This window comes from Brevibacillus reuszeri (assembly GCF_002897295.1).
Lineage (GTDB): Bacteria > Bacillota > Bacilli > Brevibacillales > Brevibacillaceae > Brevibacillus > Brevibacillus reuszeri_A.
In genome coordinates this window covers 444,537-457,324 of sequence record NZ_BEXF01000002.1, presented here as the reverse complement: position 1 = coordinate 457,324, position 12,788 = coordinate 444,537, and the positions used below count along the sequence as shown (strand labels likewise).

Annotated in this window: 11 protein-coding genes; 10 read left to right on the top strand and 1 reads right to left on the bottom strand. The window is 48.4% G+C overall.

The window, feature by feature from the left end; genetic code table 11:
• Positions 1-3 precede the first annotated feature (3 nt).
• The 5 genes from C3B52_RS05155 (at position 4) to C3B52_RS05135 (ending at position 5,696) form a co-directional block, all read left to right on the top strand.
• Positions 4-1,941, top strand: a complete 1,938-nt coding sequence (locus C3B52_RS05155) for a DHH family phosphoesterase (RefSeq protein ID WP_103105020.1) — start codon at positions 4-6, stop codon at positions 1,939-1,941.
• Positions 1,942-1,967: 26 nt separating this feature from the next.
• Complete coding sequence (gene rplI, locus C3B52_RS05150; RefSeq protein ID WP_103105019.1) at positions 1,968-2,411, top strand: 50S ribosomal protein L9; 444 nt, start codon at positions 1,968-1,970, stop codon at positions 2,409-2,411.
• A 24-nt stretch (positions 2,412-2,435) separates the two neighbouring features.
• A complete protein-coding gene (gene dnaB, locus C3B52_RS05145) occupies positions 2,436-3,788 on the top strand; it encodes a replicative DNA helicase (protein WP_103105018.1) in 1,353 nt (450 codons plus the stop codon).
• Positions 3,789-4,069: 281 nt separating this feature from the next.
• The gene (locus C3B52_RS05140) at positions 4,070-5,356 is read left to right on the top strand and encodes an adenylosuccinate synthase (protein WP_103105017.1); all 1,287 of its coding nucleotides are present in this window, start codon (positions 4,070-4,072) and stop codon (positions 5,354-5,356) included.
• A gap of 133 nt (positions 5,357-5,489) precedes the next feature.
• On the top strand, positions 5,490-5,696 hold the full coding sequence (locus C3B52_RS05135; protein WP_201264846.1) for a hypothetical protein: 207 nt from the start codon (positions 5,490-5,492) through the stop codon (positions 5,694-5,696).
• An 83-nt stretch (positions 5,697-5,779) separates the two neighbouring features.
• On the opposite strand, the gene C3B52_RS05130 is transcribed toward C3B52_RS05135, so the two are convergent.
• Complete coding sequence (locus C3B52_RS05130; protein ID WP_103105016.1) at positions 5,780-6,235, bottom strand: hypothetical protein; 456 nt, start codon at positions 6,233-6,235, stop codon at positions 5,780-5,782.
• A gap of 174 nt (positions 6,236-6,409) precedes the next feature.
• Between C3B52_RS05130 and C3B52_RS38020 the strand changes: the two genes are divergently transcribed.
• The 5 genes from C3B52_RS38020 (at position 6,410) to C3B52_RS05105 (ending at position 12,771) form a co-directional block, all read left to right on the top strand.
• Entirely contained in the window at positions 6,410-7,903 is a 1,494-nt protein-coding gene (locus tag C3B52_RS38020) for a LysM peptidoglycan-binding domain-containing M23 family metallopeptidase (RefSeq protein WP_103105015.1), read from the top strand.
• 171 nt (positions 7,904-8,074) lie between these two features.
• Positions 8,075-8,785 (top strand): response regulator YycF, encoded by a 711-nt coding sequence (yycF, locus tag C3B52_RS05120; protein WP_103105014.1) that lies wholly within the window; start codon positions 8,075-8,077, stop codon positions 8,783-8,785.
• A gap of 17 nt (positions 8,786-8,802) precedes the next feature.
• Positions 8,803-10,626: a cell wall metabolism sensor histidine kinase WalK gene (gene walK / locus C3B52_RS05115; protein ID WP_103105077.1), complete on the top strand. Its 1,824-nt coding sequence runs from the start codon at positions 8,803-8,805 to the stop codon at positions 10,624-10,626.
• Entirely contained in the window at positions 10,623-12,005 is a 1,383-nt protein-coding gene (locus C3B52_RS05110) for a YycH family regulatory protein (RefSeq protein ID WP_103105013.1), read from the top strand. The genes walK and C3B52_RS05110 overlap by 4 nt, the downstream gene beginning before the upstream one ends.
• Complete coding sequence (locus C3B52_RS05105) at positions 11,992-12,771, top strand: two-component system regulatory protein YycI (protein ID WP_103105012.1); 780 nt, start codon at positions 11,992-11,994, stop codon at positions 12,769-12,771. The genes C3B52_RS05110 and C3B52_RS05105 overlap by 14 nt, the downstream gene beginning before the upstream one ends.
• Positions 12,772-12,788: the final 17 nt, after the last annotated feature.

Below are 12,788 nucleotides of genomic sequence, written 5' to 3'. Positions count from 1 at the left end.
GAAATGCCCAAATTCCTGTTAAAGCGTTGGTACGGGATGCACATGGTCCTGGCACTTAGCTTTAGCTTGTTGTTATTGGGAATTTTGACCCTGCACCATTGGATGTACGGGGCGATCGGCATTGTCTGCTTGATTGGCCTTGTAATTTATGCCCTTCAAGCCGAAAAGGGATTCCAACGGGATTTGCGCCTGTACTTGGCTACGGTCACACATCGTGTGAAGAAGGCAGGAGAAGGTGTCATCTCGGAGCTGCCGATCGGGATTCTTCTATACAATGAGGAAAAGGCAATTGAGTGGGTTAACCCATTCATGACACACATGTCCGGGGATGAGCTGTTGATTGGGAAGTCGCTTCAAGACGTATTTCCCCAACTGAATTGGAAGCCAGAACAAAAGCGTCTGGAATTTACTTACAACGAACGGGTATACGAGGTGCTGGTTCGATCCGATGAGCGTCTTTTGTATTTTAAGGACATTACGGATTTTAAAGAACTGACGACGCGTTACCATCGTGAAAAAGCCGCTCTAGCTATTATTCATCTCGACAACCTGGACGAGATTGGACAAGTAATGGATGATCAGAGCCGCACACTTTTATCTACAAGTGTTGCAGGTGTGATTACTGAGTGGGCCAACAAACATGGCATATATCTTCGCCGAATCACGGCCGACAAGTTTTTGGCGCTGATGGAGCGGGAAGCGCTTGATAAATTGGAAGAAACGCGCTTTGACATTTTGGATGTAGTGCGGGAGATGACGGCTGATAACAAAATTCCGATTACGCTCAGTATCGGGGTAGGGGCAGCTGCCAGCACGTATATCGAATTGGGACAAATGGCGCAGTCCAGCTTGGACATTGCTTTGGGCCGTGGTGGCGACCAAAGTGCGGTCAAGGTTGGGAACAAGCTTACGTTTTACGGTGGTAAATCCAATGCGGTGGAGAAGCGGACACGCGTCCGGGCACGTGTCATTGCCCATGCGCTGCGTGATTTGATTCACGAGGCTGAGCATGTGATCGTTATGGGTCACAAGCAGCCTGACATGGATTCCATCGGTGCCTCCTTGGGGGTACTAAAGGCAGTTCAGCTGCATAACAAGGCAGCGTACATCGTCATGGACGAGGGCAATAATTCCGTTGAACGATTGATGAGAGAAATCTATGCCAATGAAGAATTGGCTGACACGTTTATCACACCAGAGCAAGCGATACGACTGATCACCGGACGTACGTTGCTTGTAGTTGTTGATACGCATCGTCCATCACTCGTGATTGAGCCAAAGCTGCTGGGTGAAACCGGGCGAATTGTAGTCATTGACCATCACAGACGTTCAGAGGAATTCATTGAGCCTGTCCTGTTGTATCTAGAGCCGTACGCTTCGTCTACGTCCGAGCTGGTAACGGAGCTGCTGCAATATCAGAGCGAGCGTCTGAACATCGACAATCTGATTGCGACCGCTTTGCTCGCGGGGATCGTGGTGGATACGAAAAGCTTTGCTTTCCGCACTGGCTCTCGTACGTTTGAAGCCGCTTCGTTCCTCAGACGCAACGGAGCAGATACAGCCGCGGTACAACGTTTGTTAAAAGAAGATCTGAATCAATATGTAAAGCGCGCACGCATCATCATGAATACCGAAACGTATCGGGATAATATGGCGATTGCTGTGGGCGATCCTTCCGAGGATTATACCCAGGTTCAAGTCGCTCAGGCTGCGGAACAGCTTCTTACCTTGTCAGGTATTCAAGCCTCGTTCGTGGTGGCAGAGCGATCCGATGGAACCATCTTGATTAGCGGCCGCTCCTTGGGTGACATCAACGTACAGTCGATCATGGAACTCTTGGGCGGAGGCGGTCATTTGACTGGAGCCGCGACACAAATAGAGGGCAGTTCCTTGAAGGAAGCAGTAAAACGCTTGAAAGAAGCGATTGATACGGTCGTTTAGGCCAAAATGAAAAGGGGGAAACGATGATGAAAGTCATTTTTCTTCAAGATGTAAAAGGCCAAGGTAAAAAAGGTGAGGTAAAAGACCTTTCTGAAGGATATGTACGCAACTTCCTGCTGCCGAAAAAATTGGTTAAGGAAGCTACAGAGAGTAATGTAAAAACGCTTGATGCACAAAAGCGCAGCGAAGAAAAGCGTAAAGAACAAGAGAAGCTGGAAGCACAGGAGCTGGCTGCTAAATTCGGCGAACTGACTGTGAAAATCAAAGGAAAAGCAGGCGAAGGCGGTCGTCTGTTTGGAGCGATTTCCAGCAAGCAGGTGGCGCAAGCTCTGGAAGAGCAATTCCAGATTAAGGTAGACAAGCGTAAGCTGGAGATGGAAGCGATTCGTTCCCTCGGCGTGACGCAAATTAAAGCAAAGCTGCACAATGAAGTAACCGCGACTCTCAAAGTACACGTCGTAGAAGAATAATGCCGGATTACTGGGAGGTGTGACGTGAGCGACCTGTTTTTGGATCGTGTGCCGCCGCAGAACAAGGAAGCAGAACAATCGGTACTGGGTGCTGTGTTCTTGTCAAAGGAAGCTCTAACCACGGCCATTGAGATTCTCCGCCCGGAGGATTTTTATAAGACAGCGCACCAGCGCATCTTTCAAACGATGGTGGACCTGTACGAAAAAGGTGAGCCTGTCGACCTGGTAACAGTGACGGCTGATTTATCGGACCACAAGCTGCTCGAAGAAGTAGGCGGTGTGACGTATATTACGGAAATCGCCAGCTCTGTTCCGACAGCAGCGAATATCGAATACTACGCGAAGATCGTAGAAGAAAAATCGCTTTTACGGCGATTGATTCATACAGCAACGAAGATTGCCAATGACGGATACTCCCGCGAGGATGACGTTACCGAGATTGTAGCTGATGCCGAGAAGTACATCATGGAAATCGGTCAAAACCGCAATAGCGGAGGGTTCCAAGCGATTCGGGACGTACTGCTCGAAACGTACGAGCGGATTGAGACTTTGAGTCAGCGGCGAGGCGATATTACGGGGATTCCCACAGGATATACCGATTTGGACAAGATGACAGCTGGCTTTCAGCGAAGTGACCTGATCATCTTGGCGGCCCGTCCTTCTGTAGGGAAAACGGCCTTTGCCCTGAATGTCGCGCAAAACGTAGCTGCACGAGCGGGTGAAACAGTAGCCATCTTTTCATTGGAGATGGGTGCCACTCAGCTGGTACAGCGTATGATTTGTGCGGAAGGGAACCTCGATGCATCCCGGATGCGTTCTGGGGCATTGGAAGAGGATGATTGGCAAAAGCTGACGATGGCGATTGGAACTCTGGCGAAGGCACCGATCTATATCGATGATACGCCAGGGGTTACGGTGCAGGACATCCGGGCCAAATGTCGTCGTCTACAAGCCGAGCGCGGATTAGGAATGATATTGATCGATTATCTGCAGCTGATTCATGGTCGTGGCAAAGGAGACAACCGTCAGCAGGAAGTATCCGAGATCTCACGTACGCTAAAAGGGATTGCCCGTGAATTGAATGTTCCTGTTATTGCTTTGTCACAGCTCAGTCGTGGTGTAGAGCAGCGTCAAGACAAACGGCCGATGATGTCTGATATCCGTGAATCTGGATCGATTGAGCAGGATGCGGATATCGTAGCATTCCTTTACCGTGATGACTACTATGACAAAGAAACAGAAAACAAAAACGTGATTGAAGTCATCATCGCCAAACAGCGTAACGGCCCTACCGGAACGGTGGAGCTGGCGTTTCTAAAGGAATTCAATAAGTTTGTGAGCTTGGATCATCGTTTCCGTAATGCAGCGGGACAATAAGTGGAAAAAGAGGGCCGGAGAAATCCGGCTTTTTGTTTTCTATTGAAGATATCCACTGATTGTAAGTGTCAGGTGGCTATTTTCCTACTGCTTGGAATGCATATACTAAAATTGAACATGGCGGCGTAGAAAAGGATTCTGAAAGAATGATAAATTACCGAACATATAATCTTTCCACAATTCTAATGTTCGTATATTCCGTTGACATGTGAGAAATCGTTTAGTACACTTAGATTGTTTCAGGCCCAAAAGGACATGATTATATCAGGAGGTGTTTTTCGATGTCAACAGTCGTTGTCGTCGGAACCCAGTGGGGCGATGAAGGTAAAGGTAAAATTACAGATTACTTGGCTGAAAGTGCTGAAGTAGTAGCTCGTTACCAAGGTGGTAACAATGCAGGTCACACCATTATTTTTGGTGGCAACAAATACAAACTTCATCTGATTCCATCCGGAATTTTTTATACAGACAAGATCTGCGTAATCGGTAACGGTATGGTAATCGACCCGAAAGCGCTAGTAAAAGAGCTGGAGTACATTCACAGCTTTGGCTTCACAACAAACAACTTGAAAATTAGCGATCGCGCGCATGTTATTATGCCGTACCATATCAAATTGGATGGCGTAGAAGAGGATAGCCGCGGTGCTAATAAAATCGGTACCACCCGTAAAGGGATTGGTCCGGCATACATGGATAAAGCAGCTCGCATCGGTATTCGCATTGCTGATTTGCTGGACAAAGAAGAGTTTGCTCGCAAGCTGGAGCGCAATCTCGCTGAGAAAAACCTGTTGCTCGAAAAGCTGTACAACACAACCGGTTTTGAACTGCAGGAAGTACTCGACGAATACTTGGCTCTTGCCGAAATCATCCGTCCATATGTAACTGATACATCTGTAGTTCTGAATGACTCGATTGACCGCGGCAACCGCGTTCTGTTCGAAGGTGCGCAAGGCGTGCTGCTCGATATCGATCAAGGTACTTATCCATATGTAACGTCTTCCAACCCGATTGCTGGGGGCGTAACGATCGGTTCCGGTGTAGGACCGACGAAAATCAATCAAGTAATTGGTGTAGCAAAAGCATACACTACCCGTGTCGGCGATGGTCCGTTCCTGACTGAGCTTTCTGATGCGACTGGCGACCACATTCGTGAGGTTGGTGCTGAGTACGGTACAACGACTGGACGTGCACGTCGTGTAGGCTGGTTTGACAGCGTGGTTGTTCGCCATGCGCGTCGTGTCAGCGGTATCACTGGTTTGGCTATCACCAAGCTGGACACTCTGTCTGGAATTGAAACGCTGCGTATTTGCACAGCGTACAAATACAATGGCGAAATCATCGAGTCTTTCCCAGCAAACCTCAATATGCTGGCAAAATGCGAGCCAGTATACGAAGAGCTTCCAGGCTGGAGTGAAGACATCACAGGCGTACGCAATCTCAATGATTTGCCGGAAAACGCACGTCACTACATCGAACGTATCACCCAATTGACTGGTATCCCTATGTCGATCTTCTCTGTAGGACCAGATCGTGAACAAACGGTTATTGTACGTGGCATTTACGGATAAGAGTAGGTCATAGGTTATAAAAAAGGCTGTCGAATTGTCGACAGCTTTTCCTTTTTTGAGCGGACAGACACAAAACGACACCCTCTGGGCATATGCTTTGTCATAGGCAGAAATCAAAGAGGTGATCATGATGATGGGATTCGACCAAAAGGCCAAGAAGCTGCTAGGGAAAAACGTACAGGTCAAAATGTTTAATGGCGTCGTGATCAAGGGAACCATGACTCATTTTAACAACGGATACCTCTGCTTTATTACCACATACAAGCAGCAAAACGATGCCGAAAAAACGACCATCCGCCGACTTGCCCTGCGAGACATTACTTCCATGCAAGAGGTGTGAGCCCTAGATGAGCACAACGAAATAAGCCATCTTTCCTGTTCGTAGGGAAGATGGCTATTATTTGTTGAAAGGGGAAAGACCCGTTAGATCATTCCCCCGAAAGAACGAATGATCTCAGTCGCTTCGTCTCCTCGCTCCTCAGGTACGACAGCCGTAAGCAACACGCTACGGTTCATGTTGTCATCCCCACGATCAGCCATTCCACTGGCATCGGGATCTACAGCTGCTAGCACACTTGCATCCCGCCCGCTTGGAAAATCGCCAGCCAATGTGAGATTTCCAAGCGAGGGAATTTCTCCTGTAATCGGGTTCATGATGCGCTCGTTTCCATCACCGGGAAATTGTCCAACTCTGTCGATTGAAATGATGGAAAAACCAGCTTGTTGAAGAGCCTCCTTTGCCTTCCCTGCTTCGTCTTCTGTATGAAAACCAGCTAAAATGTTTCGTTCCTTCAAGGAAATCAGCCTCCATTTATGATAAAACCACCCATTTGTATGTACATATCGTGACGCTTTCCCGCATTTTTTATTCGACGGCAATTTACACTTGATGTTGTCGGCAAATTTATGGTAAAGTCGACATAGTTGGTTTCTTTAGGCAATTTGGCAGATAAATGGAAACTAAATTTTGGGATATACGACCTATTCGGTATATTAAAAATTTTCAGGAAATAGAAACGAGAAAGCTGTATCTGTTTTCAGGAGGGACAAGTTATGCAATGGTCTGAATGGAAGGCCAAGCTGCAGGAACGGTCAGAACGAATCGTTCGAGATTGCAGTGATCTGGCGAAACGTACTATGAAACGTACAAGCTCTTACATCCAAGAACATAAAAAACTATGCGTTTCCGTTGCAGCGGGACTGCTCGTAACAGTAGCAGCCGGGGCATCTGCACAATATTACTACACTAGCAACATCACATCTGTATACCACGTAATCGTTAACGGCAAAGAAATCGGCGTAGTAAACAATCCAGACGTGATTCACAACTGGACGAATAGCAAGCTGGAAGAGGAAAAGGCAAAGAACGGACTGACTTTGACTCTGGCAGATTACATAACGTTCCAGGAAGAGACGAAGTACAAGGCGCCATTTGACAATGACGCAGCTGTTAAGGCACTCTCGGACATCGCAGATATCAAGGTTCAGGCAGTAAAGATCGTGGTTGACGGAAAAGCAATCGGATACTTGCCGGATCAGGCGACTGCGGACGAAGTGCTTGCTCACGTGAAAGAAAAATACTCGGGAGTTCCAGGTGGAAATGCAAAAAAGGCAGTAGTTGCTGCATCCACATCGGCTGTTCAGGCTAACCCGATCAAAGAAGTAACCTTCAAAGAAAACGTAGAGATGCAGTCGGAATCAGTTGCTGCAGCTCAAATTTTGCCTGCCGAAAAACTGGAGGAGTTGCTCGTAAAGGGTACTTTCCAGGATATGAAGCATACGGTAGTTGAGGGCGATTGCATCGGGTGCATCGCCAAAAAGTACGGAATTACCTCGAAAGATATTTATGCCAACAACCCTGGTGTTACGGAAAATACGTTGCTGCAATTGGGGCAACAGCTTAACGTTACAGCGATTCGTCCACTCGTAACTGTACAGGTGAAAGAAGAGCTGTCACAGCAAGAGACTGTAGCTTTTAGTACTCAAATCAATAACAATGAAAAGCTGCCAAAAGGCGAAACCAAAGTGATTCAAGAGGGGCGCGACGGCAGCAAAATGGTCCAGTATGAAATCGTGAAAGAAAATGGACAAGTTGTCGACCGTAAAATCGTCAAGCAGGACGTGATTACACAGCCTGTAGCGAAAATTATGGAGCGCGGCACAAAAGTGATCCCTTCACGTGGGACAGGCCGTCTGAGCTGGCCAGCAAAAGGCTATATCAGCAGTGGCTTTGGTTCACGTTGGGGCAGATTGCACAAAGGTATCGATATTGCTGGTTCCGGTTCCGTTCTGGCAGCAGACAACGGTCGTGTCACACTGGCTGGATGGGACGGCGATTACGGAAAAGCAATCGTCATCGACCACGGAAACGGCATGCAGACCTTGTATGGTCATTTGAGCACCATTAACGTAAAGGTCGGCGATGTTGTTGAACAAGGAAAGAAAATTGGCGTGAAGGGTTCCACAGGTGACTCCACAGGTGTCCATCTCCATTTTGAGGTTCATCAGAATGGACGAGTTCAGAACCCAATGCGTTTCTTAAAATAGACAAGTAATTTCTGGAAGTCAAAAGGGACACTCTTTCATGAGTGCCCTTTTTTTTGTTGCCTGACAGGTACTCATTTCCAAGGGGCTTCTTTACGGGCAGGACATGGTGTATTGTAGAGGAATAGAAGCTCCTCAGGTGGAATCCCTTAAGTGAGAAAAGGAGGGAGCGGGATGGCAAAACTCCTCGTCGTAGACGATGAAAAACCGATCGCTGATATTTTGAAATTTACCTTTGAAAAAGAAGGCTACCAAGTCGTGTGCGCCTACGATGGTGAGGAAGCACTGCTCGTCGTGCAAGACGAAAGACCGGATTTGATTTTACTTGATGTGATGCTGCCAGGACGTGATGGGATGGAAGTATGCCGCGCGGTTCGCCAAACCTATGATGTGCCGATCATTATGCTAACGGCAAAGGATTCGGAGCTGGATAAGGTACTGGGGCTCGAGCTCGGTGCGGATGATTACGTCACCAAGCCGTTTAGCACCCGTGAGCTTGTTGCCCGGGTAAAGGCGCATCTGCGCAGAAATCAGCCCAAGCTGGAAGAACGGGATAGCCAGCATCTGTTGCGAGTCCATGAGCTTGAAATCGATCTGCATTCGTATACCGTAGAAAAAGTGGGAGAGCAGCTGGAGCTGACTCATCGTGAGTTTGAGCTCTTGGTTTACTTGACCCGTCATCAGGGACAGGTATTGACTCGAGAACATCTGCTTCAATCCGTTTGGGGCTTCGACTATTTTGGCGATGTGCGTACTGTGGATGTAACCATACGCCGTTTGCGCGAAAAGATCGAAGACGATCCGAGCCAACCTAAATACATCATTACACGCCGTGGCTTGGGCTACACCTTGCGTAACCCGGGCGTGGGAGGCCAGCCTGGATGAGGCGGTTCTTCAGAGTCATTCAGCAGTTGTTCAAAACGATTCAATGGAAAATGGTTGTCATCTACATGTTGCTGATTTTGCTTGCGATGCAATTCATCGGAGCGTACTTTGCCCGGGAAGTAGAGAGTTATTACATAAATAACTTTTCTGAGGCGTTAAATGGGCAGGCGAGCCTGCTGGCAACCTTGCTGGAGGGCGACCTGCGTCCACGAGACGGGAAAGAACAAAGCGCCGAACAGAACCGCCAGGATATCGACAACCTGATTAACAACCTCGTAAAGATCAATGGCGCCAATGTGCAGGTGATTGACCAAACAGGAACAGTAGTCAGCACAACCGAAGACAAGCGCACGATTGGTCAACGGACGTCACAGCCGGAAGTGACCAGTGCTTTGCTGGGAACACGCAGTGAATCGATGCGGATTGATCCACGGACAGGTGCCCGCGTAAAAGTGTTGGTGCTGCCAGTCAAAGGCGATCAGATTGTATATGGGGCTGTGTATATGGTTGCTTCGATGGAAGGGACCTACACAACCATCCGCAAGATGAACGGGATTTTGGCGACTGGCACCATGTTTGCTCTGATCATTACGGCGGGTCTGGGAGTCGTGCTGGCGAGAACGATCACGAAGCCGGTCAAAGAAATGACACGCCAAGCTAGAGCCGTAGCAGATGGTGATTTTAACAGCAATGTACGGGTATATAGCGGGGATGAGATCGGTCAGCTAGGCATGGCGTTTAATCATATGACCCTGCGCCTCCAGGAAGCTATTTTGCAGCAGGAAGAGGAACGTGAAAAGCTGGCAGGGATATTGAGCAACATGACCGATGGCGTAATCGCTGCTGATCGGAATGGGCAGATCATTTTGTTTAACCGTGCTGCGGAAGAAATGCTGCAGATAAAAACGAGGGACGTACTGCGTAATAAGCGGACCTTGCATGATCTGTTAAGTTTGCCGCCCGAGGAAGAGATGCCTCTGCACAAGCAGGAGGAGCCGTTGTTTATCGAAATGATGCTTCCGAATAAGGATGAGGTCATTTTTCGTGTGACGTTTACCCCCTTGCAGCATGATAGTGGCAAAAAGGGTGGGATCATCGCGGTCGTAGCTGATGTAACGGAGCAGCAGCGTCTCGAGCAACATCGCAGGGAGTTTGTAGCAAACGTATCCCATGAGCTGCGTACTCCGCTCACGACGATCAAAAGCTACGTAGAAGCCTTGCTCGATGGAGCTGTAGAAGAACCTGAGCTGTCCAATCGGTTTTTGCGCGTCACGATGTCGGAGACGGAACGAATGATCAGGCTCGTCAATGACTTGCTGCAGCTCTCCCGTTTTGATTCGCAAGGCATAAGGCTGCACTGCAAGGAAGCTGATCTTACTCGCTTGCTTCGCTATGCCGCCGATCGGTTCTCGATGTTTAGTGAGCAGCAGGAGGTACAGCTGAGCCTCGATGTACCGACTAAGCTGCCAGCTGCTTATATCGATTTGGATGCGATCAATCAAGTGTTGGATAATCTGTTGTCCAATGCGATCAAGTATACAGCTCAAGGCGGTAAGGTTGTTCTTTCCGCCAAGGCAAACCACTATCAAAATCGCGTGTACATTTCCATAAAGGATACGGGAATTGGCATCCCAAGTCGTGACTTGAAGCGGATTTTTGAACGCTTTTACCGAGTCGACAAAGCGCGTTCACGCGGACAGGGCGGTACCGGGCTGGGACTGGCTATTGCCCGGGAATTAGTGCAGGCACACGGTGCGGATATTGAGATTACAAGCGAATGGAATGTAGGGACGACCGTAACGTTCTGGGTGCCATTTGCCCAAGGAGGTAAAACGGGATGAAGCGGATGCTAGAGCCTGCCAAAACCGTGTTACTCAATCTGCTGGTGCTCACCAGCTTTTGCCTGACCGCGATGCTGTGGACGAATCAGCCCAAGTTTCAATTCATTCAGCCAGCGCAGTACACCGAGTCGAAGCCCGTACAGGAAAAACAGCTAGAGCAGCTAGTGACTCCAGAATCAGTCATTTTTCACTATGGAGAAGAGCGTCATACAAAAGCGATCTCAACGGATGCTCCATACAGCATGATTGTGAGGGAAATGCCCAAATGGATTTTTCTCGATTTCACGCCATTTATGATCTCCAATGAAAAATGGGGGGAAATTGCCCGGGAAAAGATGGGGCTGGAGGTCCGGTTCAGAAGTACGTTACCATTGTCTATTATTGGACGGTTAGTGACCTTCCGTGATGAGTATGACAACCGGATGAAGGGGATTGACCGATTGTGGCTGTACTATGAAAAGGACGAGGACGTCGTCTATGCGCTGTTTCTTTCCACGGAGGAAGGACGCATGATGCGTTCGCGAACTTCGATCAGCCCAAAGGATTTGCGTGACTCCTACTTGGCTGCAGGAAGCTCGATGCCGGAGCAAATTATGAAAATCGTTCGCCCAGATCGGAACTATTCCGCTTTGGAAGGTGCAGCACCGTTTTGGAGCATATACTATTTGCCAAAAAATCAGGGACGTATGCAACAGTTTCGCTACAGCTATGTACCTGTTTCGAATGAACGGCTAATGGAAGCCTATTTTATCGATCAGTCGTTGGTCAGACAAATCATGGAGCGGGATAAAACCGTTATTTTTACGGATGGCAGCCGATCCATTCAGCTGCGGTCCGAGCAAAAAGCGATTACTTTTACCGATCCGGCGTACCAGGTGCGAGCACAAGAGCTGTCTGATCAGGAAAAGGTCCAAGGTGCCGTCACTTTTATAAACAAGCATTTGGGCTGGCTCGATGATTATCACTTTGAAAAGATCAAGAAGAGCTACAATGATAAAGACTTAATCACGTTCCGCCAGTATATGGGTGCGTATCCTTTTGTAAGCATGAGTGGCACTACACAAATCGATACGATTCAAATAACTTCAGAGGCAGGGCAAGTCTCGACGATGAGCCGCTCACTCGTAGATTTGGACAGGTATATCTCGAACAAAGAGTGGACCGTGATGTCCGGACCCGAGCTGTATCAGATGATCAGGGACAAGAAGCTGGGAGATACCGAGCGAGTAACAAATGCCTATTTGGCCTATCAAACAGAGGTCGAGGATGAATTTGTAGACCTGATGCCCGTTTGGGTTGTAGAAATGGCCAACCAGCCTACCATGTACATTCCTGCGAATATGAACCAGGGAGGGGGAAAGGTGAATGGATTGGAGTAGAACCAAAACGATCCTCATCTGGGCCTTTCTTCTTCTCGATTTGTTTCTCGGCTATCAGGTATATGAAGCGAGAATTAGCTTTTGGAGTGACAAGGAAGTGGCCCAAGGGGAAAAATGGAACATGGAGTTATACCTGACTCAGCAGAACATCACCTTGGCGACCGAGATCCCACAGGATACACCGGAAATGATGAACTTAAATGCTGAGTATGTGGGGATTAATCCGATTTCGTTACAGGAGCTGCCCGGTCTAGAAGCGACGGTGGAAAAGATGGCGCTGGCGGCGAAGCTGGACCCGCCGCTGCAATTTCGCGGGCAGATCACGCCGAACGAAATCTTGCGTCAAATTGGGCCACGGCTGATGTATGGTGATCAGTACTCGGCAGACATGAATCGATCGAATCAAACACGTCTGTTGTATTGGCAGATGTACAATAAAATGCCAGTGTTTGTCGCACCATTGGAAGTGTATTTGGATAATGGGTCGATTCTCGGTTACAGACAAACCTATTTCTACATTAGAGAGCAGCCAGGTGGGCGTCAGGGACAGGTTCTCTCTGGTTATTCGGCGCTTCGTTCTTTGGTAGAGAAGCAGGTGATCCAACCAGGTGAACGAATCGAGAGTGTGAGTCTCGGTTATTTTGGTTCCTATGACGCTGACGTTCAGACGCTGGCTCCTGTCTGGCGCGTGATCCATGATGGCAAGTCGCATTATGTCAATGCGTTTACTGGTGCGCTGGAGAGACAGGTAGTATCCCAACGGTAATCAAGACAAGAGTCAAA

Coding starts and splice junctions, on each gene's coding strand:
- C3B52_RS05155 (WP_103105020.1), top strand. CDS start 4: ATGCCCAAATTCCTGTTAAAGCGTTGGTACGGGATGCACATGGTCCTG.
- rplI (WP_103105019.1), top strand. CDS start 1,968: ATGAAAGTCATTTTTCTTCAAGATGTAAAAGGCCAAGGTAAAAAAGGT.
- C3B52_RS05140 (WP_103105017.1), top strand. CDS start 4,070: ATGTCAACAGTCGTTGTCGTCGGAACCCAGTGGGGCGATGAAGGTAAA.
- C3B52_RS05135 (WP_201264846.1), top strand. CDS start 5,490: ATGGGATTCGACCAAAAGGCCAAGAAGCTGCTAGGGAAAAACGTACAG.
- C3B52_RS38020 (WP_103105015.1), top strand. CDS start 6,410: ATGCAATGGTCTGAATGGAAGGCCAAGCTGCAGGAACGGTCAGAACGA.
- yycF (WP_103105014.1), top strand. CDS start 8,075: ATGGCAAAACTCCTCGTCGTAGACGATGAAAAACCGATCGCTGATATT.
- C3B52_RS05110 (WP_103105013.1), top strand. CDS start 10,623: ATGAAGCGGATGCTAGAGCCTGCCAAAACCGTGTTACTCAATCTGCTG.
- C3B52_RS05105 (WP_103105012.1), top strand. CDS start 11,992: ATGGATTGGAGTAGAACCAAAACGATCCTCATCTGGGCCTTTCTTCTT.